The organism is Rathayibacter sp. AY1E2, assembly GCF_002932325.1.
GTDB lineage: Bacteria > Actinomycetota > Actinomycetes > Actinomycetales > Microbacteriaceae > Rathayibacter.
The window spans coordinates 40,304-65,526 of record NZ_PSVO01000008.1; the positions used below are offsets into that span (position 1 = coordinate 40,304).

A 25,223-nucleotide genomic window follows, 5' to 3' on the forward strand; every position below is an offset into this window, starting at 1 on the left:
CCGCAGGACGGGGGTGACCCGGTGGCGCCCGCAGACCGGAGGCGGTCCGGCAGCGCGTGCAGATCGGAGTCGGCCCGGCCCCGCCCGCACGACGAAGCCCGGAACCCCGAACCCACGCCTCCGATGGCCGCTCGCGCCTCCGCTCCGCAGCTCAGATCTCGGTGTGCCCGAGCTCGGCTCCCGCGAGCAGGCGGATCTCCGGCTCGACGATGCCCTCCAGCTCGAGCACCACGACGCGGTTGCGGCCGGCGCGGGTGACCGGCGAGGGGACGATCAGCGTCCGCTGCGGTCCGCGGCGCCAGTAGCGTCCGAGGAGGAAGCCGTTCACCCAGACCAGTCCCTTGCCCCAGTGCAGCGTGTCCACGTACAGGTCGGCCTGCTCGTCGAGGTCGAACGAGCCGGAGGCGAGCTGCGGCCCGGCCGAGAACGCCGGTGCCGCGACGGCCAGGTCGGGGAGGCACTCCAGCGCGAGGGCACGCGCCGCCCAGCCGGTCAACGGGGCGCCGTCGAGCGTCACGCCTCCAATCAGGCCCTTGTGCTCGCCGATGCGCGTGCCGTAGTTCACCCGGCCCTGGTTCTCGACCAGGATCGCGAGCTCGCCCCGTCCGCTCGGCAGCGTCAGCGCCCGCTCGTGGTGGTCGCGCGCCAGCACGCCCACCGGCACGCCGTCCAGCAGCACCCAGGCGCGGTCGCGCACCTCCTCGCCCACCACGAGGCGGGCCGGAGCGGAGGAGCCGTCGAGCGTCGTCGTGAAGAGCACGAAGCCGTCGTCGTGGCCGAGGTCGTCGAAGCTGGCCATCGCGTCGAGGTGCGCGGCCGGTCCGAACGCCTGGCCGAGGCCGAGCAGCGCCGGGCCGGGGACGAGCGGAGCGGTCAGGGCGGGGGCCGGCGGGCGCACCGCGGGCACCTCCTCCGGCACCGGCGCGTAGCGCGCGATGACGTCGCGGAACGCCCAGAACTTCGCGGTCGGGTCACCGCCCTCGTCGAGCGGGGCGTCGTAGTCGTAGCTCGTCGTGATCGCGGCGTAGCGGCCCTTGTCGTTCGCGCCGCTGGTCAGGCCGAAGTTGGTGCCGCCGTGGAACATGTAGATGTTGACCGAGCCGCCGGCCGCGAGCAGCGTGTCGAGCTCCTGGGCGGAGGCGTCGGCGTCCGTCGTGTGGTGCTGGGTGCCCCAGTCGTCGAACCAGCCGCACCAGAACTCCATGCACATCAGCGGGCCGGTGGGCTGGAACTCGCGCAGCGTCGCGAGGCGCTCCGTGGTCCGCGAGCCGAACGAGCCGGTGAGGTGCAGGCCCGGCAGGCTGCCGTCGGCGAGCATCTGCGGAGTGGGCTGGTCGATGGTGGTCAGCGGCACCGTGATGCCGGAGTCGCGGGTCACCCGCACGAGCTCGGCGAGGTACTCCTTGTCGGAGCCGTACGCGCCGTACTCGTTCTCGATCTGCACGAGGACCACGGGCCCGCCGGCATCGATCTGGCGCGGGGCCACGATCGAGTACACGCGGCGCAGGTAGTCGCTGACCGCGGCGAGGTAGTTCGGCTCCGAGCGGCGCACGCCCACCTCGGGGTCGCGGAAGAGCCAGGCCGGGAGGGCGCCGTTGTCCCACTCCGCGCAGATGTAGGGGCCGGGGCGCACGATCGCGTGCATGCCCTCGGCGGCGATCAGGTCGAGGAAGCGGCCCAGGTCGAGCCCGGCGTCCTCGCGCCACTCGCCGCGGCGCGGCTCGTGCGCGTTCCAGGCGACGTAGGTCTCGATGGTGTTCAGGCCCATCAGGCGGGCCTTGCGGATCCGGTCGGCCCAGAGGTCCGGGTGGATGCGGAAGTAGTGCAGCGCCCCCGACAGGATGCGGTGCGGGCGGCCGTCGAGCTCGAAGTCGGCGGCGCCGATGGCGAAGCGGCTCTCGGGAGCGGTGGTCATCTGGATCCCCCTCAGGATCGGTGCCCGGTGTGTCCGAGCGTGAGAACGACGCGGGGCCGACCGGAGCGATCCGGCCGGCCCCGCGTCGAGCAGTGGTGCTACTCCGAGACGGTGAAGCCCTGCGCGTTGCCGTACTGGACGAGCTTGCTCTGCCAGTCGGCGAGGCCCTGGTCGAGGCTGGTGCCGTTGGCGTACGCCTGGCCGACGGTGTCGCCGAAGACGCTGTTCGCGTAGACCTGGTAGGGCAGGTACGACCAGCCGGAGCGGACGTCCTTCGAGGCCTGGGTCAGCACCTCGTTGATCTTCTGGCCGCCGAAGTACTCCGACTCCTGACCGGTGAAGTCCGAGCTGTCGAGGTCGGCCGTGGTCGACGGGAATCCGCCGCTCTGCAGGAAGACGTCGACCGAGGCCTGGTCGCTGTTCAGCCAGCGCAGGAACGCGGCGGCCAGCGCCGGGTTCTCGCTCTGCTTGGTGACGGACTGGCCGCCACCGCCGTTCTCGGCGCTGACGGCGGTGCCGTCGTAGGTCGGGATCGGCGCGACGGCCCAGTCGCCGGAGGCGTCGGGGACGCTGGACTCCAGCACGCCGGGCATCCAGGCGCCGGTCACCAGCGAGGCGATGGAGCCGTCGGCGAGACCCTTGTACCACTCGTCGCCCCAGGCGGGGGTGTCCGAGAGCAGCTTCTTCTCGACGAGCTGGTTCCAGACGCCGGTCCACTTGGCGGTGCCCTCGTCGGCGAGGTCGATCTTCACGTCCGTGCCGTCGGTGGTGAACGGCTCGCCGCCCGCCTGCCAGATCATGCTGGTCGCGAAGCCGGCGTCGCCGGTGTCGGCGGTGATGTACTTCGACGGGTCGGCGGTGTGCAGCTTCTCGGCCGCGGCCACGTACTCGTCCCAGGTGGCGGGGACGGCGATGCCGTACTGGTCGAAGACGGTCTTGTTGTAGAACAGCGCCATGGGGCCCGAGTCCTGCGGGAGTCCGACGAGCTTGCCGTCGATGTTGACGCTGCCCCAGGTGGAGGCGGAGTACTTGTCCTCGAGGTCGCCCATGCCGTACTGCGACAGGTCGAGGAGCGAGTCCGACAGCGCGAACTGCGGCATGGCGTAGTACTCGATCTGGACGACGTCGGGGGCGCCCGAGCCGGCCTTGATCGCGTTCTCGAGCTTGGTGTACTCGTCCTTGTTGGTGCCGGCGTTGACGAGCTCGACGTCGACCTTCGGGTAGGCCTTCTCGAACGCGGCGACCTGCGCCTCGGCGCTGGGGGTCCAGCTCCAGTACGTGATCTTGCCACCGGCCTCGAGGGCGGAGTCGAGGTCGGCGGCGGAGCCGGCGCTCGTGGTCGTGCCGCCACCGGAGGTGGACGAGCAGGCCGCGAGGGAGCCGGCGGCCAGGGCCGCGACGGCCGCGACCGTCAGGGTCCGCCTGAGGGCGGAACGGGCGATCTTCATGGTGGTGTTTCCCTTCACTTCTTCGTGCTGCGGGTGCTGTGGACGGGGCAGGACGCTCCGGCCGGGGGATGGGTAGGGGGAGGGCTCAGCCCTTGACGCTGCCGGCGCTCAGACCGGACTGCCAGAAGCGCTGGAGTCCGAGGAAGGCGACGACGATGGGGATGATCGTGAGGAGCGAGCCCGTGATCACGAGGTTGTAGATCGGCTGCGCGCTGACGCCGGTGGCCTGCGCGTTCCACTGGTTGAGGCCGACGGTGAGCGGGTACCAGGTGGGGTCGCTCAGCATGATCAGCGGGAGGAAGTAGTTGTTCCAGGTCGCGACGACCGAGAACAGCAGCACGGTCACGATGCCGGGGGCGAGGAGGCGGATGGAGATGGTGAAGAAGGTGCGGAACTCGCCCGCCCCGTCCATCCGCGCCGCTTCGAGCAGCTCGGTGGGCACCGACTCCACCGCGTAGACCCACACCAGGTACAGGCCGAACGGGCTGATCAGCGAGGGGATGATGATCGCCCACGGGGTGTTGGTCAGGCCGAGCTGGCTGAACATGAGGAAGGTCGGGACGGCGAGGGCCGTGCCGGGCACCGCGATCGCTCCGAGCACCACGGCGAAGACCGCCTTGCGGCCCGTGAAGCGGAACTTCGCGAGGCCGTAGCCGGCGAGCGTGGCCAGGAGCGTCGCTCCTCCGGCGCCGACGACGACGTAGAGCAGGGTGTTGCCGAGCCAGCGGAGGAAGATCCCGTCGCGGTAGCTGAGGGTGTCGGCGATGTTCTGGAAGAAGACGAAGTCGCCGTCGAACCAGAGGCCGAAGCTCGAGAGCAGGCCGGCCTGCGTCTTCGTCGCGTTGATGACCAGCCAGGCCAGCGGCACGAGGCTGTAGAGGATGAAGACCGACATCAGCAGGGTGAAGGCGATCGACTTCTTGGGCTGCACCGAGGAGCCGCGGCGGGCGGCCGGGCGCTTCGGGGCGCGGGCGGGCGTCCGGGGAGCGGTCGCGAGGGCCATCAGTTCTCCTTCCGCGCGCCGCGGAGCTGCACGACGTAGGCGATCACCGCGGTGATCACGCCCATGACGATGGCGACCGTGGCCGACGCGTTGTACTGCTGACCGGCGAAGGACAGGTTGTAGGCGTACATGTTCGGGGTGAAGTAGGTGGTGATGATGTTCGGCGCCAGCGTCCGGAGGATGTTCGGCTCGTTGAACAGCTGGAAGCTGCCGATGATCGAGAAGATCGTGGCGATGACGATCGCGCCGCGCAGGGCGGGAAGCTTGATCGAGCGGATGACGCGCATCGGGCCGGCGCCGTCGATCTCGGCCGCCTCGTAGAGCTCGCCGGGGATCGTCTTCAGCGCGGAGTAGAAGATGAGCATGTTGTAGCCCACGAACTCCCACGTGACGATGTTGCCGATCGAGGCGAGGATCCAGTCGCGCGAGAAGGGCTGGACGACGTCGGAGCCGAGCAGGTCGTTGACGTTCGCGGCCAGGCCGAAGTTGTCGCCGTAGATGAAGCCCCACATCAGCACCGCGACGACCGCGGGGACGGCGTAGGGGAGGAAGACCACGATGCGGAAGAAGCCGGTGCCGTGGAGGCGGCCGCTGTCGATCGCGAGCGCCGCGACGAGGGCCAGCACGAGCATCACGGGGACCTGCACGACGAGGAACAGCAGGACGCGGCCGAAGCCCTCCCAGAAGTTCGGGTCGGTGAAGATCGCGGTGTAGTTCGCGAAGCCGACGAAGGAGTTGCCGCCCACCAGCTGCTCGCGGAAGAGGCTGAGGTAGATCGAGTAGACGACCGGGGCGATGAAGACCAGGAGGAAGACGACGAGGAAGGGGGCGACGAACGCCAGGCCCTTCCACTCGCTCTTCGCCCGCGACTTCGGGGCCGCGAGGGGGGACGCCGGAGGGGCGACCTCGCTCAGCGGGACGGGGGGAGACGTCGTCGTCATGGGATTCCGTTCGGGGAGTAGTGCGGGCCCGCCATGTTCACGTCAACATGGCAGAGCGTCACCGTAGCATGTCCACGTCGCCACCCGCGACTGTTCCTGCGTCACGGTTCGGCGCACGATGCACCACGGCTGACGGGCGGCGCGCTATAAAGGGAAGCCCATGTCACTCGAGACCGACCGCCCGTCCCCGTCCGCCCGGCCGCGACGCGGCGTCTCGATGGCCGACGTGGCCCGGCGCGCGAACGTCTCCGGCCAGACGGTCTCGCGGGTGTCGAACGGCAAGCAGAACGTCGACGGCGAGACGCGCGAGCGGGTCCTCGAGGCGATGCGGGCCCTCGGCTACCGGCCCAACAGCGCGGCGCGGGCCCTGCGGACGGGCCGCTTCCACAGCATCGGCGTGATCATGTTCACGCTGTCCTCGTTCGGCAACATGCGCACCCTCGACGCCATCGCGATCGCGGCCGCCGACGCGGGCTACTCGATCACCCTCATCCCCGTCTCCCACCCCACCCAGGGCGAGGTGTCGGTCGCGTTCCACCGGCTGAGCGAGGAGGCGGTCGACGGCGTCATCATCATCGTCGAGGCGCACCTGCTCGACGAGGCCGACATCGTCCTCCCGCCGGACCTGCCCGTGGTGGTCGTCGACTCCGCCGGCGGCGAGAAGTACCCGGTGGTCGACACCGACCAGATGTCGGGCGCCCGCCAGGCCGTCGAGCACCTGCTCGGACTCGGCCACCGCACCGTGCACCACATCGCCGGTCCCGACCGCTCCTACTCCGCCGAGCGCCGCCACGAGGCGTGGGAGTCGACCCTGATCGAGCGCGGCGCCCCGGTGCCGGAGGTGCTGGTCGGCGACTGGTCCACCGACTCCGGCTACCGCCTCGGCAAGCGGCTCGCCGCCGATCCGGAGGTCACCGCGATCTTCGCCGCCAACGACCAGATGGCGCTCGGCGTGCTGCGCGCCCTGCACGAGGCCGGACGCGCCGTGCCCGGCGAAGTGAGCGTCGCGGGCTTCGACGACATGCAGGAGTCGGCGAGCTTCTGGCCGCCGCTGACGACGGTGCGCCAGTTCTTCGGGGACACGGGCCGCCGCTCGGTCGACATCCTCCTGCGCGAGCTCGAGTCCGGCGAGCGCACCGGCGTCTCGCTCGTGCCGACCCGCCTCATCGTCCGCGAGAGCACCGGCCCGGCCCCCGCCGCCTCCTGACGCTTCCGCGGAGCCCGCCCGCCCTTCACGCTGATCGAGGAGCCGGCCCCGCCGGCGTATCCAGATCCTCTCCACCGGACCCCCTCCGCCGGGCCCACGCCCCTCCCCGTTCCCGCTCGACCGCGGAGCTCGCGATACTGTGAGCCCTCTCACCTCGGACCTCCAAGGAGACGCACATGTCGGTCGGCCTGCTCGCGGTTGTCGATGACATCCTCACCGCCGCCCTGAAGGCGAGCGCCAAGACGGCGGGCGTCGTGATCGACGACGCGGCCGTCACCCCGCAGTACGTGCAGGGCCTCACGCCCGCGCGGGAGCTGCCGGTGGTCGGGCGGATCGCGCTGGGGAGCCTGTTCAACAAGTTCGTCATCATCATCCCGCTGGCGCTGCTGCTCTCGGCGTTCGCGCCGCAGGTGCTGCCGTACCTGCTGATCCTCGGCGGCGCCTTCCTCTGCTTCGAGGGGGCGGAGAAGGTGCTCGAGTGGTTCGGCGTCTCGCACGGCGGCCACGAGACGGAGGCGCGCGACGAGAAGAAGCTCGTCTTCGGCGCCATCCGCACCGACCTCATCCTGAGCACCGAGATCATGCTGATCGCGCTCGACGGCCTCGACCCCGACTTCGGGATCTGGCCCACGCTCGGCGCGCTCCTGGTCGTCGGGCTCGGGATGACCGTGCTCGTCTACGGCGCCGTCGCGCTGCTCGTGAAGATCGACGACGTGGGCCTGCGCCTGATGAAGAACGCGGCTCGCGGCGTGCGGCGCACCGGGGCGAGGATCGTCGCGTCGATGCCGGTCGTGTTCCGCGCGATCAGCATCATCGGGACGCTCGCCATGCTCTGGGTCGGCGGGCACCTCGTCGTCGCGAACCTCGCCGAGACGGTGTGGCACGGTCCGTACGACCTCGTGCACGTCGTCACCCACGCGGTCGAGGGCGCGGGCCCGGTCGTCGTGTGGCTGGCCGACACCTTCGTCTCGATGATCTTCGGCCTCGTGCTGGGTCTGGTCATCGCGGCCGTCGTGATGGGCGTCTCGCGTCTGCGCACCCGCGACGAGGCGGCCGCGGGGCACTGAGCGGGGTCTCGATACGCCGCGTGCCGCGGCTGGTCGACCGGCATAGGGGTGCGCGGTCGCTCCACCGGCACGGAGGTGTGCGGCTGCCCGACCGGCACGAATCCATGTCGATCGAGTAGCCCGCGCCGCGGGCGTGCAGAGATATAACGACGCGCCGCCCGCGCAGCGCCGCTCCGACGGCGAACGGCGAACCGCCCCCGTCCCCGGAGGGGCGGAGGCGGTCCGTGTCGGAGGGGGCGTCAGCAGCTGCGGGCCGCGTACGCTCCCGTCGCCACCGAGGTGACCTGCTCACCGTCGACCGTGCCCGTCGCGGTGACGGTGGCCTGGCCGGCCGGCACCGAGGCCGCGCGCGTGGTGAACGCGGCGCTGCCGCTCGCGCCGGGCGCGACTCCGGTGACCTGCTTCGACCCGGAGGGCGTCGCGATGGTCATCGAGACCGGCACTCCGGACTCGTTCTTCGCCGCGACGGTGAGCGTCACCTTGCCGGCGATGCAGCGGGTGGTCGCCGTGACCGCGACCGCGAGGGCGGCGGGCGCCTTCAGGGTCACCGTCACCGTCGTGGTCGAGGTGACGGAGCCGTCGGCCGCGCGGACCGCGATGGTCGCGACTCCGCCGTTCGCCGTCGTCGGCTGGGTGATCCGCACGGTGGCCGCCGAGTCGGTCGCCACTGCTCCGATCACCGGCATCGCCGTGCCCTCGACGGTGACCGCGTAGGAGGTGCGGGCCGGGTCGAACCCGGCGATGCCGGCTCCTCCGACGCGCAGGGCGCCCAGGGTGGTGACCGCGGCGGGCGAGGCGACCGACTCGTAGAGCTTGGTCTCGGCCACGATCAGGTGCGTGTTGTCGTAGGCGTTCATCACGACGCGGAAGGCCTTGGCCGTGACGGGCGCGAACGACGCGACCAGGGTCGGAGCCGTTCCACCGGCCGGCGACGCGAGGGCCACGGCCGACTCGTAGCCGGGGACCGCGGTCCAGGCCGTGCTGTCGGCGGCCTGGTACTGCAGCTGGTAGGTCTGCGCCCAGCTGGTGCCGCCGTCTGCGAGGAACTGCACCGACACCTTCTCGACCTGGTGCGTCGAGGGGAAGGTGTAGGTCAGCGAGCTCTGCGCGGCCTTGGTGCCGTTGGTCCAGTTCGACCAGCCCTTGTCGCCGTCGACGCCGTTGCGGGTGCGCTCCGGTCCGTAGCCCGACTCCGACGACGACGCGGTCGCGACGATGCCGGCGTCCGGGTTGAAGTTGCGGAGCGTGCCCGTGGTGACGAGCACCGTGAGCGTGGCGGGGAGCGTCGCGCCGTCGGCGGTCGCCGTTCCCGAGACCGTCACCTGCCCGGCCCGGGCGAGGGAGGCGGTGGTGAGCGGCGTCCAGTCCCAGACGACCGGCACCGGGAAGGTGCTGGCCGAGGCGCCCACGCGGGCGGGGACCGTCGTCGGGGCCGAGGCCTTCACTCCGGCGACCGAGGCGCCCGCGGCGGCCGTGACCGACACGGGGTCGGTCGCGGTCAGTCCGCCGACGTCGACGAGCGCGGTGACCGTGATCGTCTGGCCGTAGAGGTCGGTCGCGGTGCCGGGCACCTCGACGCGGCCGGTCGCGCCGTACGCCGAGTCGGCGGGGCGCTGCCAGGTGACGGCGAGCGGTGCGCCGGCTCCCCAGGAGTACTGCGGGGTGATGCTCGCGGGCAGGGTCGGAGCGACGCCCGCGGTGGTGCGGACGGCGATCGTCTGGCCGGCGGTCGGGGCGAGGTCGCGGAGGGACCACGACTGGTTCGCTCCGCCGTTGGAGGTGTAGACGCCGACCGACGCGTTGTCGGCGCTGGAGCCGCCGTTCACGTCGAGCGACTGGGCGATGGACTCGTTGACGAGCGAGAAGTTCACGCCGTCGGTGGTGTTGACGATCCAGCGGGTCGCGGCGGTCGTCTTCGCCGCGTCGACGGACAGCGAGCGCAGGTCGGTGCCGGCGGTCGTGGCTCCGAGCACGCGTCCGTCGCCGTTGACGAGGACGACGCGGCGGGTGGCCTCGCGCTCGCCGGCGGCGACCTCGCGGACCGTCCAGGTCTGCTTGGCGGCCGTGGCGGAGTCGGTGGCGAGGCCGGTGATCGTGGTCGCGGCGCCCGAGGGGTTGCCGGTCAGGGCCTTGCCGCTCTGGGTGCCGACCAGCTGGTAGCGGTGGCCGTCGCGCAGGGCGGGGGCGGAGTCGGCGACTCCCGAGACTCCGTCGATCGAGAAGCTCGTGACCGACTTGGCGGGCACGGTGATCGTGGCGGTGCGCGAGATGCGGTCGACGCTCACCGGCGTCTTGGCGACCAGGGCGTTGCTCGTGGGAGCGGCTGCCGAGGAGGCCTTCGTGGTGACGTAGGGGGTGACCGTCGCGGTGTCGGCGATGGTGCCGAAGCGGGAGAGGTCGAGCACGACGGTCTTCTCGGTCGCGGTGCTGTTGGTGTGCACGACGGTCGCGCCCGAGCCGTCGCCGCGGACGGCGGCGGTAGAGGAGCTGTCGTTGGAGGGCATCAGGTGGTCGCCCTCGTGGATGAACTTGGTGAAGTTCCGGATGGTGTTGAACTTCGAGTTCGTCTCGACGCCGCAGACCGGGGCCTTGGTGGAGTCGCCACCGGCGTCGGCGACGCGGCGGACCGACTTCCAGACCTCGGTCCCGTTCTCCTGGTACGGCTTGCAGTCCAGGTCGATGTAGACGGAGCCCCAGTTGAGGTTCTCGCCCTTGGGCTTGGGCTGCTGCATGTTGTAGTAGTCCTCGACGGGCTGCCAGAGCACCCACGCCTTGGGCTCGAGCTCGCGCAGGTCGTCGTTGATGCGGCCGGCGATGCCGAGGCCGTTCTCCATGTTGGTGGGATCGAAGCCGGTGACCCAGTTGCCCTCGATCTCGCTCATCCACAGGTCGGTGTCGGCCTGCTTCGCGAGGTCGCGGACTTTGAGGCGGCCCGAGGTGCCGTAGGTGTGGACGTTCATCCGGTCGACCTCGGCGCGGATCGCGGCGGAGTAGGCGGCCCAGTTCGTCGCGAAGATGTCGGGGTTGGTCTCGTCCATCGCGGCGATGCCGGCGTCGGTGGTCGAGGCGTCCAGCGCGGCGGCGACGTCGGGGATCAGACCCGCCTGGCGCGTCGGTCCGACGTGCATTCCCTCCTGGCGTCCGCCGGTCGGGACGCCGTTGGAGAGCTGCGTGCCCCAGTAGTTCGTGTTCGGCTCGTTGAAGGGGTCGAGCGTGTCGAACTCGATGCCGTACTCGTCCTCCATGTGCTCGGTGACCTTCACGAGGTACTTCGCGAACTGCTCCTCGGCAGCGGGCTTCAGCTGCTCGCTGTTCGCGTCGAAGCCGCCCGAGACGTAGCCGCTCTCGGTCATGAAGTACGGGGCGGAGTTGGAGAACGCCTCCCAGTGCGAGATCTGCTTCTCCTCGGCCAGCCTCTCGACCCACCAGCGCTGCGTCTCGTCGGCGGTCCAGTCGTAGGAGGCGGGGTCGTCCGCGTTCCACTTGGCCAGGAGCGCGTCGCGGTCGGCGAGCTTCGTGGAGGTGCCGCCGTAGGTCGACGCGTCGCCGGCCGGGTTCGGCTTCCACCAGCCCTCGACGGCGCCGCCCGGGCGGAGGTAGTCCTTCACGTCGGAGGCGTTGCCGCCGCCGATGTTGTAGCGGGCGATGTTCAGGTCGAGGCCGCTGTCGCCGAAGACCTTCTGGTAGAGGTCCTCGCGGAGGGCCTCGGGATAGCCGCCGGTCGCGTTCGCGAACCAGACGAGGCTGGTGCCCCAGCCCTCGAACGCCTCACCGGCGGCGGCGGGGTTCGGCGTGATGCGGAACGCGTCCGCGGCCTGAGCGGGGGCCGCTGCGGCGGGGATCGCCAGCAGTGCTCCTGTGGCCAGGGCGGCGCTCGTGGCGAGCGCGGCGACCCTTCTGAAGGACATCGACATTGATGCGGTCTCTCTTTCGCCATCGAAATGCGGGCATGTTCACGTGAACGCGCCCTGACGGCCGACTGTACATGTTCACGTCAACAATCGGAAGGTGCTCAGGGGTGCGCGGGGCCCGCGTCGGCGAGAGGCCGGGAGTCGTCGCAGTCGGCGCCGAGTGCGACGAGTCCTGGAGGGTCGTGGGCATGCGGAGGCGTGCGGGTGTGTAAGCCACCCCCGCGCTCAGACGCGATGCGTCGTCTCCGGGAAGGCCTCGGGCTCGCACTGGATGGTCGCGTGGTCGATGCCGTGGCGCTCGCGGAGCACGGCGAGCACCCGCGAGAGCGCGGTGCGGTAGTCGGCGTCGGGGGCGACGACCACGTGGCCGGTGGCGCTCTCCATGCCCGAGGTGATCGTCCACACGTGCAGGTCGTGCAGCGCGAGCACGCCGGGGACGGCGCAGACGTCGCGCTCGAGCGCTGCGAGGTCGACGTGCGCGGGCGCCGACTCCATCAGGATCCCCAGCGCCTGCCGCGTCAGCGACCAGGTGCGGGGAAGGATCAGCAGCCCGATCAGCACGCCGACGATCGGATCCGCCCACGCCCAGCCGGTGGTGAGCAGCACGATCGCCGCGACGATCACGCCGATCGATCCGAGTGCGTCGCCGAGCACCTCGAGGGACGCTCCGCGGAGGGTGATGCTCTCCTTCGCCCCGGCCGACAGCAGGCGCAGGCTCACGAGGTTGACCGCCAGGCCCACGACGGCGGTGATCAGGAGGGGGCCGCCGGGCACCGCGGGCGGCTCGGCGAAGCGGCGGACGGCCTCGACGATCACGAACGCGGCGACCGCGAACAGGAGCAGGCCGTTGGCGAGGGCGGCCAGCACTTCGAGGCGGTAGGAGCCGTAGGTGCGGCCCTTCGCGGCGGGGCGGGCGGCGAGCGAGATCGCGGCGATCGACATCCCGAGCGCCAGCACATCGGTGCCCATGTGCGCGGCGTCCGAGAGCAGCGCGAGCGAGCCCGTCGCGACTCCGACCGCGAACTCGACGACCATGAACGCCGCGGTCAGCACGAAGGCGGTCACGAGCGGACGCCGGTGCCGTGCGGCGGCGGAGCCGATTGGAACGCCGTGAGAGTGGCCCATCGGCTCCTCCGATCCCCTGTTCGTATAAACAGTCTTGCATGCGTCCGGAGGCGAGCGCGAGGGCCCTCAGCCGACCAGCGGGTCCAGCGCCTCGCCGAGGTAGGGCGCCAGGGTCCGGGCGTACGACTCGGTGAGGTGCCCGAGGTCGCGGTACACCTTCACTCCGCCGATCACGAGGGGGCAGCCGCGGTCGTCGCAGAACCAGCGGGTGAGGTCGACGGCGGCGGCGCCCGGCCAGCCCTCGGCCGCGGCGGCCATCAGCTCGCGGTCGGCGAAGGCCTCGTCGAGCGGCACGCTGCAGTCGGCCGCGGAGCCCGGCTCCTCGGCGCAGGCCAGCAGGGAGAGCGAGGGCAGCACCGGATTGTCGCGGATCGCGACCACCGTGGATCCGCGGGCGATCAGCGGCGCCCACGACTCGTGGAACCCGTCGATGCCGGCCTGCTCGTCGGGGGTGCCGGACGCGTCGACGAACACGGACTTCTTCGCGGAGTAGGCGGTGACGACGAGCGCGTACGGCTCCTGGCCCGCGAGCTCCTCCTGCAGCTTCTCGTTCCAGACGTCGCAGGAGCGCCGGGAGGAGGCGGAGTCGTCGCGCCGCTCCGCGGTCGAGAAGACGCAGCCCGTCTTGTAGTAGGTGTGCAGGTCCCAGCCGCGCTCCTCCGCGACGCCGCGCAGCGCCGGGAAGAACGACGCCGCGTGCGAGTTGCCGATGAGCAGCACGCGGAGGCCGGCGGGATCGCCGAAGCGGCACTCCTTGAGCGCGGTGCCGGAGTTGCCCGTGCTGCACTCGTCGGTGTTCAGGGCGGAGCCGTCCTCCGAGGCGTCGACGGCGGGCAGGCTCGTGGTCCAGGAGTCGGGGCAGGCGTTCGCGAGCGCCGCGGCTCCGACGCAGCCCTCGGTCGAGACGGGGAGGGCGTGTGCGCGGGTGAGGTCGGCGGCGATCGCGGCGTTCGTTCCGGTGAGGCCCGTCGCTCCGACCAGGGCGGCGACGGCCAGCAGGGCCGCCGGGGCGAGCGCGCGGAGGCGGTGCGGGCGCTCGGCGGGGGCGCGGCGGTGGAGGGGGTCCTCGAGGAAGCGCTTCGAGGCGGCGGCCAGGAGGATCGCGGCGGCGATGACGCCCAGGCCCGCGAGGGCGGTCGGGTCCTCGCCGGTGCTCTCGCGCCAGAAGACCAGGAGTGGCCAGTGCCAGAGGTAGATCCCGTAGCTCAGGCCGCCCAGCCACACGAGCGGGCGCAGGGCCAGCAGTCGGCCGACGCCGCGCTCCGGGGCGGGGCCGGTCCCGGCGACGAGCACGAGCACCGCCGAGAGGGTCGGCCAGAGCGCGGCGGCGCCCGGGAACGCGCTCGAGACCTGGAGCACGAACCCGCAGGAGACGACTCCGATCAGCCCCAACCACCCGGCGACCGTCCGCAGGGCCGCCGGGATCGCCAGTCCCGGGAGCACGAGGGCCGCGAGCGAGCCGAGCCCGAACTCCCACGAGCGGGCGAGGGTGCTGTAGTACGCGGTCGGCTGGTCGATCCCGACCAGCACGACGGAGAACGCGAACGAGAGGACGGTGAGCGCCGCGACGAGCGCCAGCAGGAACCGCGGCAGCTGCGCGCGGCGCCGCAGCAGCACGGCGGCGAGGGTCGCGACGAGCACCAGGGCGAGCCAGACCAGGTAGAACTGCCCCTGCACCGACATCGCCCAGAAGTTCTGCACCGGCGAGTGGAAGTCGTCCTGCGCGAGGTAGTCCACTCCGGCCCGCGCGAGCGCGACGTTCTCGACGTAGAAGGTCGAGGCGAGCACCTCGGTGAAGGTCTGCAGCAGCTGCGAGGGGCGCAGGAGGAGCGGAGCGAGCGCCGCGACGACGACCAGCACCACCGCGGCCGCCGGGAAGAGCCGCGAGGCGAGCCTCCGGAGGAAGGCGATCGGACGCACGCGCCCGAACCGGCGGATCTGGCCGAGGAGGGTCAGGGTGGTGAGGAACCCGGCGATCACGAAGAAGACGTCGACGCCTCCGGAGACGCGGCCCAGCCAGATGTGGAACGTCGCGACCAGGAGGGACGCGATGGCGCGCAGTCCCTCGATCTCGGGCCGGTAGCCGGACGCGTCGGCCTTGCGCACCAGCGCGGACCGGCCTGAGGGGGCGGTGCGGGCGGAGTGGCGGGGCAACGGGTTCCTTCCGTGACGGTCGGCGGGCGGTGGGGCGGGCGCCGTCGAGCGTCGGAGTCCAGGATCGCGCTCTCCCGCCCCCAGGGGAACCGTGTCCGGGGTGCTGTCCACCTGGTTGGGGGCTGCGGAGTCGAGGTGCGCGACAGGTGTCCGCTTACTCGACTGTTCCGGGCCTTCTGAGTGCGGTGAGGACTCGGCAGCCGCCGTCCTCGCGCGTGACCACGGCGACTCCTGCAGAGTCGCCGGCGGGCCGGGCCGAGGGCGGCCGAGGGTCGGTGGCGCGGATCGACTGGCGCGAATGGACGGGTTGAAGTGAGGTAAGGCTATGCTTACTCGGGCTGCGCGCCGACACGCGGGTGCCGCCCGCCGACGGACCGGGCCGACGAGCCCTGCCGGCGAACCGGGCCCATGAACCGGGCCTATGAACCGGGCCGACGACCGACGCCCACGAACCACGGGAGATCCATGTCCACGCACCGACGGCGCCCCGCCGCCCTCGCCCTCGCCGCCCTGACCCTGCTCGCCCTCACCGGCTGCGGCGCCTCCGAGCAGATCGAGCCCGAGAGCACGGCCGCCGCGGGGGAGGGCACGACCTCGTACCCGCTCACGCTGGACAACTGCGGCACCGCGACCACCGTCACCGCCCCTCCGCAGCGGGTCGTCTCCCTCGACCAGAACTCGACCGAGATCCTGCTGTCCCTCGGCCTCGAGGACCGGATGGTCGGCACCGCCTCCTGGACCGACCCCGTGCTCGAGACCCTCGCCTCCGCGAACGAGAGCGTGCCGCGCCTGGCCGACAACGCGCCCACCTACGAGGTGCTGCTCGGTGCCGACCCCGACTTCGTCACCGCCTCCTTCGGCCGCCACTACGCGCCCGAGGGCGTCGCCTCGCGCGACCGCCTCGCCGAGACGGGGATCGGCTCCTACCTCGCCCCCTCCGACTGCGACAACGGGGCGAGCGTCAACGGCGGGAGCGGCACGCGCACCGTCCCGCTGACCGTCGACGTCCTCTACCAGGAGATCCACGAGCTGGCCGAGGTCTTCGACGTGCAGCAGCGCGGTGACGCCCTGGTCGCGCAGCTGCAGGAGCGCGCCGCCGCCGCCACCGAGGGGGTCGACCTCGGCGGCCGGAGCGTCGCCTTCTGGTTCGCCGACACCAAGACGCCCTACATGGCCGGCGGCTACAACTTCGCCTCGATGCTCGGCACCACGACCGGCATGACCAACGTCTTCGCCGACCGCACGGAGGACTGGCCCGCCGTCGGCTGGGAGAGCGTCGTCGCGGCCGACCCGGACGTCCTGGTCCTCGGCGACCTGCAGCGCGACCGCTTCCCCGGCGACCGCCTCGACGACAAGACCGCGTTCCTCCCCTCCGACCCGCTGACCAGCAGCCTGCCCGCGGTGCAGGACGGCCGCTTCATCGCGCTCCACGGCGCCGAGATGAACCCGTCGATCCGCTTCGTCGACGGGCTCGAGAAGATCCGCGCCTGGTGGGACGAGAACGGGGCGTCGCTCTGAGCACGGGCACGGGCACGGGCACGGTCCTCGTCCGCCGGGTGCCGCGGGGCCTTGCCGCCGCGGCGCTGGTCGTCGGCGGGCTGCTCGCGCTGGCGCTCTCGGTCGGCGTCGCGGTGACGCTCGGCCCGGCCGACGTCTCGCTCGTCAACGTCCGCGACATCCTCCTCAACCACCTCGGGCTCGCCTCCGTCCCGGTGCGCCCGGCCGAGGACGCGATCGTCTGGCAGGAGCGCCTCCCGCGCGCACTCGTGGCCGCGGCCTGCGGGGCGGGGCTCGGCGTGTGCGGAGTGATCCTGCAGTCGCTGCTGCGGAATCCGCTCGCCGACCCGTTCGTGCTGGGCGTCTCGTCCGGAGCGTCCACGGGCGCGGTGCTCGTCGGCGTGCTCGGGGTCGGCGGAGGAGTGGTCGGGCTCTCCGGAGGCGCCTTCGTCGGCGCGCTGGTCGCCTTCGGCTTCGTGCTGCTGCTCACGCGGTTCTCGGCGGGCGGCACCTCGGGCGTGATCCTGGCGGGGGTGGCGAGCACGCAGCTGTTCTCGGCGCTGACCTCGCTGATCGTGTTCGCGCTCGCCGACTCGGACGAGACGCGCGGCGTGATGTTCTGGCTGCTCGGCTCCCTCGAGGGCATGCGCTGGGACGACGTGGCGCTGAGCGGAGGAGTCGTGCTGCTCGGCTCCGTGGTCTGCCTCGCCGCGGCGCGCACGCTCGACGCGTTCGCCTTCGGGGAGGACGTGGCCGCGTCGCTCGGCGTGCACGTGGGCCGCACCCGCCTCCTCCTGCTGGTGGTGACGGCCCTGCTGACGGCGACCCTGGTGAGCATCGCCGGCGCGATCGGCTTCGTGGGGCTGGTGCTGCCGCACGCCGCGCGACTCGTGTTCGGGCAGCGGCACTCGCGGGTGATCCCGGCGACGATCCTGCTCGGCGCGGTGTTCCTGGTGTGGGTCGACGCCGGGTCACGGGTGGCGTTCGCGCCGACTCCGCTGCCGGTGGGGGTCGGCACGGCACTCGTCGGCGTGCCGGTGTTCATGCTGCTGCTCCTGCGGCGGAGGGGCCGCTCGTGACGCTCGAGGCCGACCGGGTCTCGTGGCGCCGGGGCGGCCGCCTGGTGGTCGACGGGGTCTCGCTCCGCCCCGCTCCCGGCTCGACAGTGGGACTGCTCGGGCCCAACGGCTCGGGCAAGTCGTCGCTGCTGCGGCTGCTGCAGGGCACCGCGGCTCCGGACGCCGGCGTCGTCACCCTCGACGGCGCGCCGCTCCGCTCGCTCCGCCGCCGCGAGGTCGCCCGGGCCGTGGCCACGGTGACGCAGCAGGCCGAGACGGAGGCGGACCTCCCCGTCCGCGACGTCGTCCGGCTGGGGCGCACCCCGCACCGCTCCCTCCTGGGCGGAGACACGGCCGAGGACCTGCGCGCGATCGATCGCGCCCTCGAGCAGGTGGGCCTCGAGGCGAAGGCCGACCACCTCTGGCACACCCTCTCGGGCGGCGAGCGGCAGCGCGCGCACATCGCCCGGGCGCTGGCGCAGGAGCCGCGCGAGCTGCTGCTGGACGAGCCGACCAACCACCTCGACATCCGCCATCAGCTGGAGCTGCTGGCCCTGGTGCGGGCGCTGCCGGTGACCACGGTCGTCGCGCTGCACGACCTCAACCTCGCGGCCCTCTTCTGCGACGCGCTGCTGGTGCTGCGCGAGGGGCGCGTGGTCGCGAGCGGCACCCCGGAGGAGGTGCTCACCCCGGCGCTGATCGCGGACGTCTACGGGGTGCGCGCCCGCGTGATCGTCGACGCCGGACGGCCGCACGTGCTGTTCGACTCCTGAATCCGCTGCCGCATCCTGACCCCACTGCCAGACGATCGTCGATCAGTCAACGGTCTCGTCCACTTCCAGCAGCGCGTTCTACCGTCAATGAACCGGCTTCGAGACCTCACAGGAGAGGTCCTCCTCGCGCTGGGCGAGGTGCTCTCCTGACGGAGGGCGATGGACGTGCCGGTGACGACGAGGGGAGTCGAGAGATGTCCAGAGACGACGTGGCACCGGGGCGGTTCGCGCGGTTCGTGAAGTGGGTCAACAAGGCCGACGGCTGGGAGCCGCAGTACCTGCGCGGGCGGGTCGTGGCCAAGAAGGACGGCGAGTGGATCGTCGCGGTCGACGGCGAGGAGCGCCGGATCGTGAAGAAGGAGTGGAGCGTCTACCGCTGACCCTCGGGGAGGACTCGTGATGCTGCCCGACCGGCGCACTCCCGAGATCAGAGAGGCGCGTCCCGGAGTCTTCGTGCTCGAGCTGCGCCGCACCCGCCGCCGGCCCGCCGAGGAGCTGGGCGTCCTGATCCGCACGGGCACGACCTGGACGGTGCTGGGCCCCGAGGGCGTGCTCTCCGACGTGCCGAGCTTCCACGACGCCGTGGCGGCCCTACGCGAGTAGCGAGGCACCACCGAGGTACCCGCGGCCCCGCTGAGTCGCCCGAGACGGTCGCCCGCTCTGGCGTGTCGACGACCGACTAGGGCGCCTCAGCGCTGACGCGAGAGTGGACGGCGCGGCGGTGGTGCCGCCGAGGCGTGGGCCCGCCGCGCCTACAGCTGGCGGCCCGGACGCTGCACGCCGACGACGGTGACGGTGAGCGTCGCGGAAGTGCTCTGCGCGGCGGACGGCGCGGACTCCGAGAGGCGCACGGTCAAGCGGAGGTGGTCGGTCGCTCCGACGGCGAGGGCGGGGGAGCCGGGCAGGTCGAGGCGGGAGGCGGCGGGGCGGTCGGCCGACACGGTGGTGACGGTGCCGGGGCAGGTCGCGGCATCGGCCGACCAGGACAGCGAGCAGCGCTCGATCGCGAGCTGCAGGCCGTCCGAGAGGTCGGTGCCCGTGGCGGTCTGCAGTTGGAGGGCCGACATCGGCAGGGTCCCGGCGTTCGTCAGGTCGAGGAGGCGCCGGGCCGTGCCACCGGGGACGAGGCCCGCGACGGGGACCGGCACGGTCGTCGCTCCGGTGCCGGTGAACGTCGCGATGACGGTGCCGGAGGCGACCCGCGCGCTCACGGAGCCCCGGTCCAGGAGCACGGCGGTGGCGGTGGCGGCGGCGCCGAGGACGAGCGCGCCGGCGACGAGTCCCGCCAGGCCGGCGCGGGAGACCACGCGGCGGCGGACCTCGGGGGAGTGGCGCGGGGCTCCGCGGTCGCGGGAGGACGGCCGGGCGCTGTGCCGCCCGTGCTCAGCGGGCGGACGCAGGGGCTCCGGGGGCGGCGTGCCGTCCGACGAGCGGTGCGCGCCGCTCACGGGGCGACCTCCGCGGGGCGGCGCCAGATGGCGATCAGGAGCGCGCCCACGATGACCGCGCCGCCCGCGGCGAAGAGCGCGAACCGCGCCTCCGGGTGGGCGAGGCCGATGCTCGGCCAGCCCAGCAGCGGCACCACCGAGCTCTCGCGCCAGATCCGCTCGTCCGCGATCGTCACGATCCACGGGTCGGCCGACTCGTTGTTGTCGCCCTTGGTGGTGAGCGCCAGCTGGCCGGGCTCGCGGCCGCGGAGGGCCGCCGCCTCCTCCTCGGAGTAGACGAGGGTGACGCGGTGGATGACGCGGCGGCCCGGATCGTCCGGGTCGGTGAAGACGATCACGTCGCCGGCGCGGATCGCGGCCTGGTCGACGGGCAGGGTGACGGCGAGGGAGCCGACGGGCATCCCGGGCGCCATCGAGTTCGACAGCACCGGCACGAGCCGCACGAGACCGAGCGCGGAGAGGACGAAGACGGCGATGCCGGCGACGGCCACGATCGTGACCAGTCCGCCGAGGAGAGCGCGGAGGGCCTTCACGCCTGCTCCCTCCGGTGACGACGGCGCGCAGCCGCGGCGAGCAGGGCGCCCGAGCCGAGGGCGAGCATCCCGCCCAGGAGCGCGGCGCCCAGGTCGCGGCCGGTGACGGCCAGCCCGCCGCCCGCCGCTCCGGGGAAGGAACCGGGGCCGGGCGTCGCGGAGGGATCCTCCTCCGTCGTGCCCACGAGCACCCGCAGCGACGCCGCCGCGAGCTCGGTCCCGTTGCCGGCCGACTCCGGGAACAGGACGCGGACGCGCACGCCCACGGTGGCCCCGCGCTCGAGCGGACGGACACCGTCGAGCCGGCCGAGCGTCGCCGCGGGTCCGGATCCGAGCGGCATCGCTTCCTCCGGGCAGAGGTAGCGCTCGACCGTGCGCCCCCCGTCGACGACCTCGGCGACCGTGAACGCCGAGTCGCAGAGCTCGACGGACAGCTGGAGGCCGTCGCGCGGGTCCTGCGCCAGCGTCCCTCCGTCGACCGCGAAGGCCACGGAGACCCCCTGCGGCGACAGGCCGGTGCTGGTCACCTCGACCGCCCACTCGGCGCGGTCGCCCGGAGCGAGGTCGGTGAGGGATCCGGGCGCCGAGAGCTCGCGCACGTCGAGCACGCCGACGGGCTCGGCGCTCGCCGCGGGCGCGAGGATCACCGCCGCGAGGACGACGACGAGCGCACGGGCGTGGGGCATGGGGACGACTCCGGGAGGAAAGGGGGATGCCTCCGCCCCGCGCCGGTGGCGGCCGGGCAGGACGGAGGCGGTGGGGGACGGTCTACTTCTGGATGCCGGCGCGCTGGATCGCGGCGGCCGTGAAGGTGACCGTGGCGGAGGCGTTCTCGTACGCGTTGTCGGCCGCGGTCGGCAGGACGAGCTCGATCAGCGTGTTCAGCGTCACGTCACCGGCGTCCGAGGGGAAGGTCCCGGTCGTGGTGGGGGTGATGCCGAAGTTCGCCGGGGTGAAGTTCGCCGCGTTGGCGACTCCGCCGATGGTCGAGAGCTTGCCGGTGCCGGTGACGGTCTGCGTGCCCGCGCAGGTGTAGGGGCCGGCCTCCGCGGGAGCGGCGGCGGGGACCCAGGCGGTGGAGCAGGTCAGCAGGCGGTAGTCGAGTCCGTTCGCGCCGGTGACGAGGGACGCGCCGACGCGGCCCGGGTCGGTGGTGTCCGAGCCGACGACGTCGTTGGTGACGTCCTGGTAGAAGCGCACCGACGAGACGAGGTCCCCGTCGTTGGTCGCGTTCGGCAGCACGAGGCTGATCGGGCGCTGGACGGTGTCGCCGGGCGCGATGTTCGCGACCGTGAACGCTCCGGTCACCGAGATGTCGGTCTGGCCGGCGTCGACGTTGCCGACGGCGGTCCCGGAGTCGGTGAACACGGCGAAGGCGCCGGCGCCGGCGAGGGCTCCCGCGGCGAGGAGGACGCCGCCGGTGAGGGCGATCTTCTTCCAGGGGCTGCGACGGGTGGGTGCTGTGGTGGTCATGGCGACCGTTCCTTTCTGGTGGGTGGTGCCCGGTGCGGGCGTGGTCTCCCTCACGAGGACACGTGCAGGACGAGAGGGGTGTCGGCGGGGAGGCATCAGCAGCCTCCGGCGGTGGTGACGGCCGGCTGGGCGACGGCGGTCGAGGCGGCGGACGCGACTCCGAGCCAGCGCTGCAGGTCCGGGCGGACCCGCCACTGGTAGCTGCGGCCCTCACCGACCCGGTCGTCGGTGAAGCTCGTCGCGGAGGCGGCGGGTGCCGCGATCACGGTCCACGGGCCGGGCGTCGTCCCCGCGAGGCGGCGCTCCAGGGTCCAGCCGGTCGCTCCGGCGGCGGCCGACCAGCTCACGAGGGTGCTCGGCCGACCGGCCGTGCAGCTCGCGACGGGCGTGGCGACCACGGAGGAGCTGGTCCAGGCGCCGAGCCCGACCGCTCCGCTCGTGCTGCCGGTGCCGGAGAAGCCGCGCCGGACGAGGGGGGCGGGATCGACCCACACCGTGATCGTGCCGCCCGCCGTGAGCGCGCCGTCCGTGACCGTGTACGCGATCGTCGCGCTCCCGGTCCAGCCGTCGGTCGCGGGCGTGTAGGTGCACGTGGATCCGGAGCAGGAGAAGGTGCCGCGCAGCCCGGCCGGGACGCTCGTGCCGGCCAGGGCGAGGGTCGTGCCCGGGTCCTCGTCGGTGTCGTTCGCGAGCGGAGCGACGGTGACGGCGGGGCCGCCGGTGGTCGCGACCACGCGGTCGGGCCGGGCGACCGGCGCGCGGTTCAGCGCGGTGACGGTGACCGTGACCCGCACGTTCCAGGTGCCGTACTGGCCCGAGAGGGAGTAGTCGAAGACGTCGGTGCCGACGAAGGCGGCGATCGGGCGGTAGGTGCACTGGCCGCGGGTCGCTCCGCTCGCGACGCAGGAGACGGACCCCTGCACGGGAGTGGCGGGGGCGGGGGTCGCCGCGCCTCCGATCGCCTTCGGGGTCGCCGAGAGCTGCGCGCGCGAGAAGGTCGCTCCGGTCGCGGCGGGCCCGTCGTTCGCGAGCACGTCGATCACGACCGATCCGCCCTGCACGACCGTTGCGGCGTCGGCGGCAGGATCGGGGATCACCGAGATGCTCACCGAGGCGGTGCGGGTGAACGCCCCGCCGGTCGGGCCGGTCGCCGTCGCCGTGGCGGTGTTGGCGATCGTGCCGGCGGTGACGTCGGCGGCGGTGGTCGTGTAGGCGGCGGTCGCGGTGACGACCTGGCCGGGTAGCAGTCGTCCGGAAGTGCCCGGCCAGGAGTAGGTGAGAGCGGAGAGCCCGCTCTTGGGGTCGCTGATCGCGACCGCGGTGAGGGTGGTGGTGCCGGTGTTGGACGCGCGGAAGGTGTAGGTCACCACGGTGCCGGCGGCGCTGATGAAGGCGGGGTTCGCGGTCTTGGTGAGCGCGAGGTCGTTCGTGCGGGCGATCGTCACCGTCCGCGAGGCGGTGGCCGTGACGGCGGCGCCCGTCGGAGGGGTGCCGGTCACGGTCGCGGTGTTGAGGACCTGGCCCGCGTCGACGTCGGCCTGCGTGAGCGTGTACGAGGCGGTCGCGGTGACCGACTGGCCGATCTCGAGGCGCCCGGCGGTCCCCGGCCAGGAGTAGGCGAGCGCGGAGAGCCCGCTCTTGGGGTCGGTGACCGCGACGGCGCTCAGTCCGGTGTTGCCGGTGTTGGTGGCGGTGAAGCTGTAGGAGACGGTCGAGCCCACGGCGGCGCCGGTCGGGATCGTGCCGTTCTTCGTCAGCGAGATCGAGGGCGCGTAGCGGATCGGCGTGGTGGCCGTGGAGGTCGCGGTGACCGTCACGGGCGTGGCGGCCAGGGTGCGGCCGGAGACGGTCGCCGTGTTGACGAGCGACGTGTTCTTGTCGATGTCGGTCTGAAGGACCGTGTACGGCGCCGACGTGAAGGTGGCGCTCGCTCCGGGGGCGAGCTGCGTCGAGGCGGGCGTGATGCCGGTGACCTTCGGGTCCGTGACCGCGACGTTCTGCAGAGTGACGGTGCCGGAGTTGAGGGCGAGGAAGGAGTAGCGGATCTGCTCGCCCGCGTCGGCCTGGGCGTTGCCGTTCGTGTCGGTGAGCAGGGCGGTCTTGGTGAGGGTCAGAGCGGGAGCCGGGGTGGCGATGGGGGCGGTGACGGTGGCGGTCCTGCTCGTGACGGTCGTCGTCGTCTCGCCGGTCGCGGTCCGTGTGGCCGAGGCCGTCGCCGTGTTGACGAGGGAGCCGGCCACCGCCTCTGCGGCCGTGACCGTATGGGATCCCGTGCAGATCGTGGAGGCGAGCGGAGCGAGCGTCGTGGCCGCGCAGGTGATCGTCGCGACCTTCGGGTCGGTGACGACGATCCCGCTGAGGGACGCCTTGATCGAGCCGTTCGTCACGACGAACTGGTAGGGGATCGCAGCGCCCTCGGTGTAGGCGGAGGGCTGGGCGGTGGTGCGGTCGATCTGCTTGACGAGGGTGATGTCGTCGAGCGTGTTGATGGACGAGACGGAGACGTTCCGGATCAGGTGGGTGTCGAACGAACCCCCCGTGGAGGCGGTGAAGCCGAGCTTGTACGTGGACGGAGCTGCGGTCGGCATCGTGAACTGCATCACCTGCGCGAGTGAGGCGGCCGCCAGGCCTGCGGTGGAGCCGTAGTAGACCGTCACCACCGGCGTGGCCGCTGCCGACACCGTGATGCGGATGGTGCGTCCGTTCGACGCCGGCGGATTCGTCGGGTCCCCCAGGTTGACCGTCGGGCGCAGGGACTGCAGAGTTCCGGGCGACGCTCTCTGGATGAAGCAGTAGCCGGTCCTCCCGTCGCCGGGCCCGCGAGCGACGATCCGGTTGGCGAGCGACCCGGGAGGAGCGGTGGGGCAGCCCGCTCCCAGCCCGTTCGCCGTGCTCGAGAAGTTCCCATAGGCGTCCAGTCCGATACCGAGGTAGCCGCCGCTGACCCCGTCGCTGGTCGAGGACTGCCCGTATCCGAGCGAGGCTCCGGAGGCTCCCGCCGCGGTGAGGCTGCGGGAGCCGTCCGTCAGGAAGAACCCGATCCCGTCACCGCCGGTGACGTCGAGCGTGCCCTGGTACTGGTACTGGTCGAACTGCACATCGAGTCCGCCGGTGGCCGGGATCGGCCGGTTGAAGACCGCGCCTCCCTTCGAGGATCCGCGGCTGTCCGTCAGCTGCAGGAAGCCCGGATCCGTCGAGGTCGCCGGCGCCGCGTTCTTCGGGGTCACGCACGTGCCCAGCCGGGAGCTGCCGGTCGGCGGAGTCGCGGTCGCCCGGGTGAGGCACGCGGCGTCGAGCGGCTGCCACGCCGAGTCCGCGACGCTGGTGCCGCCGAAGCCCTCCTGGAGGAGGACCGTGGCCGCCGCGGCCCTCGACGCGGGCAGGACCACGAGGACGGCGGCGAGCAGGAGCAGCACCAGGCCGAGGGCGATCGAGCGGTCGTGGCCCGGTCGGGCATGCGCGTTCGACACGGATCGACCTCCCCCCGGGGCGCCTCGCCGGGCCTTCCGGATGGAGCGGGATCACGATAGGTCGCGGCTCGGAGTCGCCCTGTCCCCCTGAGACGGGACGTGGGCGGCGGACGACGGACCCTCGATCCGGTCGGCACTCAGAGGGGGGAGAGCAGGCGCTGAACCAGCGATCAGGTCGTGCTCAGATAACGAGACTCATC

General features: G+C 72.5%; 19 protein-coding genes. 7 read left to right on the top strand and 12 right to left on the bottom strand.

The window, feature by feature from the left end:
* Positions 1-151: 151 nt before the first annotated feature.
* The 4 genes from C5C49_RS08235 to C5C49_RS08250 form a co-directional block, all read right to left on the bottom strand.
* Positions 152-1,915, bottom strand: a complete 1,764-nt coding sequence (locus tag C5C49_RS08235) for a beta-galactosidase family protein (RefSeq protein ID WP_104345901.1) — start codon at positions 1,913-1,915, stop codon at positions 152-154.
* A gap of 98 nt (positions 1,916-2,013) precedes the next feature.
* On the bottom strand, positions 2,014-3,363 hold the full coding sequence (locus C5C49_RS08240; RefSeq protein ID WP_104223423.1) for a sugar ABC transporter substrate-binding protein: 1,350 nt from the start codon (positions 3,361-3,363) through the stop codon (positions 2,014-2,016).
* An 85-nt stretch (positions 3,364-3,448) separates the two neighbouring features.
* Positions 3,449-4,258: a carbohydrate ABC transporter permease gene (locus tag C5C49_RS08245; RefSeq protein WP_258062773.1), complete on the bottom strand. Its 810-nt coding sequence runs from the start codon at positions 4,256-4,258 to the stop codon at positions 3,449-3,451.
* A 107-nt stretch (positions 4,259-4,365) separates the two neighbouring features.
* Complete coding sequence (locus tag C5C49_RS08250; RefSeq protein ID WP_104226355.1) at positions 4,366-5,307, bottom strand: carbohydrate ABC transporter permease; 942 nt, start codon at positions 5,305-5,307, stop codon at positions 4,366-4,368.
* Between the two features lie 160 nt (positions 5,308-5,467).
* Here C5C49_RS08250 and C5C49_RS08255 point away from each other — a divergent pair, with 160 nt between their 5' ends.
* Together C5C49_RS08255 and C5C49_RS08260 are read left to right on the top strand one after the other, a co-directional pair.
* Positions 5,468-6,514, top strand: coding sequence for a LacI family DNA-binding transcriptional regulator (locus C5C49_RS08255; protein WP_146079327.1), 1,047 nt, complete (start codon positions 5,468-5,470; stop codon positions 6,512-6,514).
* 176 nt (positions 6,515-6,690) lie between these two features.
* On the top strand, positions 6,691-7,581 hold the full coding sequence (locus C5C49_RS08260) for a DUF808 domain-containing protein (RefSeq protein WP_104223404.1): 891 nt from the start codon (positions 6,691-6,693) through the stop codon (positions 7,579-7,581).
* Positions 7,582-7,820: 239 nt separating this feature from the next.
* On the opposite strand, the gene C5C49_RS08265 is transcribed toward C5C49_RS08260, so the two are convergent.
* From C5C49_RS08265 to C5C49_RS08275, 3 genes are all read right to left on the bottom strand, one after another.
* On the bottom strand, positions 7,821-11,489 hold the full coding sequence (locus C5C49_RS08265) for a glycoside hydrolase (protein ID WP_146084866.1): 3,669 nt from the start codon (positions 11,487-11,489) through the stop codon (positions 7,821-7,823).
* 228 nt (positions 11,490-11,717) lie between these two features.
* Complete coding sequence (locus tag C5C49_RS08270; RefSeq protein ID WP_104260826.1) at positions 11,718-12,617, bottom strand: cation diffusion facilitator family transporter; 900 nt, start codon at positions 12,615-12,617, stop codon at positions 11,718-11,720.
* A 66-nt stretch (positions 12,618-12,683) separates the two neighbouring features.
* Positions 12,684-14,771 (bottom strand): acyltransferase family protein, encoded by a 2,088-nt coding sequence (locus C5C49_RS08275; RefSeq protein ID WP_104345903.1) that lies wholly within the window; start codon positions 14,769-14,771, stop codon positions 12,684-12,686.
* Between the two features lie 465 nt (positions 14,772-15,236).
* Between C5C49_RS08275 and C5C49_RS08280 the strand changes: the two genes are divergently transcribed.
* The 5 genes from C5C49_RS08280 (at position 15,237) to C5C49_RS08300 (ending at position 18,702) form a co-directional block, all read left to right on the top strand.
* On the top strand, positions 15,237-16,289 hold the full coding sequence (locus C5C49_RS08280; protein ID WP_104345904.1) for an ABC transporter substrate-binding protein: 1,053 nt from the start codon (positions 15,237-15,239) through the stop codon (positions 16,287-16,289).
* Positions 16,262-17,347 carry an iron ABC transporter permease gene (locus tag C5C49_RS08285; RefSeq protein ID WP_104345905.1) on the top strand — a complete coding sequence of 362 codons (1,086 nt, stop codon included), beginning with the start codon at positions 16,262-16,264 and terminating at the stop codon, positions 17,345-17,347. The genes C5C49_RS08280 and C5C49_RS08285 overlap by 28 nt, the downstream gene beginning before the upstream one ends.
* Positions 17,344-18,099, top strand: coding sequence for an ABC transporter ATP-binding protein (locus C5C49_RS08290; RefSeq protein ID WP_104329795.1), 756 nt, complete (start codon positions 17,344-17,346; stop codon positions 18,097-18,099). The genes C5C49_RS08285 and C5C49_RS08290 overlap by 4 nt, the downstream gene beginning before the upstream one ends.
* 194 nt (positions 18,100-18,293) lie before the next feature.
* Positions 18,294-18,479, top strand: a complete 186-nt coding sequence (locus C5C49_RS08295; RefSeq protein WP_104223398.1) for a hypothetical protein — start codon at positions 18,294-18,296, stop codon at positions 18,477-18,479.
* A gap of 19 nt (positions 18,480-18,498) precedes the next feature.
* The gene (locus C5C49_RS08300; RefSeq protein ID WP_104234084.1) at positions 18,499-18,702 is read left to right on the top strand and encodes a hypothetical protein; all 204 of its coding nucleotides are present in this window, start codon (positions 18,499-18,501) and stop codon (positions 18,700-18,702) included.
* A 149-nt stretch (positions 18,703-18,851) separates the two neighbouring features.
* On the opposite strand, the gene C5C49_RS08305 is transcribed toward C5C49_RS08300, so the two are convergent.
* The 5 genes from C5C49_RS08305 to C5C49_RS08325 form a co-directional block, all read right to left on the bottom strand.
* Positions 18,852-19,547, bottom strand: a complete 696-nt coding sequence (locus C5C49_RS08305) for a peptidase (RefSeq protein ID WP_104260823.1) — start codon at positions 19,545-19,547, stop codon at positions 18,852-18,854.
* A complete protein-coding gene (locus C5C49_RS08310; RefSeq protein WP_104223395.1) occupies positions 19,544-20,080 on the bottom strand; it encodes a signal peptidase I in 537 nt (178 codons plus the stop codon). The genes C5C49_RS08305 and C5C49_RS08310 overlap by 4 nt, the downstream gene beginning before the upstream one ends.
* Positions 20,077-20,766 (bottom strand): hypothetical protein, encoded by a 690-nt coding sequence (locus C5C49_RS08315; RefSeq protein ID WP_104345906.1) that lies wholly within the window; start codon positions 20,764-20,766, stop codon positions 20,077-20,079. The genes C5C49_RS08310 and C5C49_RS08315 overlap by 4 nt, the downstream gene beginning before the upstream one ends.
* Before the next feature lie 82 nt (positions 20,767-20,848).
* Positions 20,849-21,553 (bottom strand): TasA family protein, encoded by a 705-nt coding sequence (locus C5C49_RS08320; RefSeq protein WP_104329561.1) that lies wholly within the window; start codon positions 21,551-21,553, stop codon positions 20,849-20,851.
* A gap of 95 nt (positions 21,554-21,648) precedes the next feature.
* Positions 21,649-25,023, bottom strand: a complete 3,375-nt coding sequence (locus C5C49_RS08325) for an Ig-like domain-containing protein (protein ID WP_258068418.1) — start codon at positions 25,021-25,023, stop codon at positions 21,649-21,651.
* Between the last annotated feature and the right edge of the window lie 200 nt (positions 25,024-25,223).

What these genes read in the sequence shown, in the direction of transcription:
- C5C49_RS08235 (WP_104345901.1), bottom strand. Translation starts at nt 1,915, where the DNA reads ATGACCACCGCTCCCGAGAGCCGCTTCGCCATCGGCGCCGCCGACTTC.
- C5C49_RS08240 (WP_104223423.1), bottom strand. Translation starts at nt 3,363, where the DNA reads ATGAAGATCGCCCGTTCCGCCCTCAGGCGGACCCTGACGGTCGCGGCC.
- C5C49_RS08245 (WP_258062773.1), bottom strand. Translation starts at nt 4,258, where the DNA reads ATGTCGGTCTTCATCCTCTACAGCCTCGTGCCGCTGGCCTGGCTGGTC.
- C5C49_RS08250 (WP_104226355.1), bottom strand. Translation starts at nt 5,307, where the DNA reads ATGACGACGACGTCTCCCCCCGTCCCGCTGAGCGAGGTCGCCCCTCCG.
- C5C49_RS08255 (WP_146079327.1), top strand. Translation starts at nt 5,468, where the DNA reads ATGTCACTCGAGACCGACCGCCCGTCCCCGTCCGCCCGGCCGCGACGC.
- C5C49_RS08260 (WP_104223404.1), top strand. Translation starts at nt 6,691, where the DNA reads ATGTCGGTCGGCCTGCTCGCGGTTGTCGATGACATCCTCACCGCCGCC.
- C5C49_RS08265 (WP_146084866.1), bottom strand. Translation starts at nt 11,489, where the DNA reads ATGTCCTTCAGAAGGGTCGCCGCGCTCGCCACGAGCGCCGCCCTGGCC.
- C5C49_RS08270 (WP_104260826.1), bottom strand. Translation starts at nt 12,617, where the DNA reads ATGGGCCACTCTCACGGCGTTCCAATCGGCTCCGCCGCCGCACGGCAC.
- C5C49_RS08280 (WP_104345904.1), top strand. Translation starts at nt 15,237, where the DNA reads ATGTCCACGCACCGACGGCGCCCCGCCGCCCTCGCCCTCGCCGCCCTG.
- C5C49_RS08295 (WP_104223398.1), top strand. Translation starts at nt 18,294, where the DNA reads ATGTCCAGAGACGACGTGGCACCGGGGCGGTTCGCGCGGTTCGTGAAG.
- C5C49_RS08300 (WP_104234084.1), top strand. Translation starts at nt 18,499, where the DNA reads ATGCTGCCCGACCGGCGCACTCCCGAGATCAGAGAGGCGCGTCCCGGA.
- C5C49_RS08315 (WP_104345906.1), bottom strand. Translation starts at nt 20,766, where the DNA reads ATGCCCCACGCCCGTGCGCTCGTCGTCGTCCTCGCGGCGGTGATCCTC.
- C5C49_RS08320 (WP_104329561.1), bottom strand. Translation starts at nt 21,553, where the DNA reads ATGACCACCACAGCACCCACCCGTCGCAGCCCCTGGAAGAAGATCGCC.